Genomic DNA, 540 nt, shown 5'->3' on the forward strand with positions numbered 1-540 from the left:
GTATAGGGGCTGACGCCTGCCCGGTGCTGGAAGGTTAAGGGGAAGTGTTAGCGTTAAGCGAAGCACTGAACTTAAGCCCCAGTAAACGGCGGCCGTAACTATAACGGTCCTAAGGTAGCGAAATTCCTTGTCGGGTAAGTTCCGACCCGCACGAAAGGCGTAACGACTTGGGCACTGTCTCAACAAGGGACCCGGTGAAATTGTAGTACCAGTGAAGATGCTGGTTACCCGCGGCAGGACGGAAAGACCCCGTGGAGCTTTACTGCAGGCTGACATTGGATTTTGGTATCACATGTACAGGATAGGTGGGAGACTGAGAAATCGGGGCGCCAGCTTCGATGGAGTCGACCTTGGGATACCACCCTTGTGGTACTGAAGTTCTAACCAGAGGCCGTGAATCCGGTCTTGGGACACTGTCAGTTGGGCAGTTTGACTGGGGCGGTCGCCTCCTAAAGAGTAACGGAGGCGCTCAAAGGTTCCCTCAGCACGGTCGGAAATCGTGCGAAGAGTGTAAAGGCAGAAGGGAGCTTGACTGCGAGA

The 540-nt window shown here is 54.6% G+C and carries 1 rRNA gene; it reads left to right on the top strand.

What is annotated here, in order from left to right:
- Nucleotides 1–540, top strand: a 23S ribosomal RNA gene (locus BUB51_RS00005); the annotation flags it as partial.

The organism is Caloranaerobacter azorensis DSM 13643, from assembly GCF_900129995.1.
Lineage (GTDB): Bacteria > Bacillota > Clostridia > Tissierellales > Thermohalobacteraceae > Caloranaerobacter > Caloranaerobacter azorensis.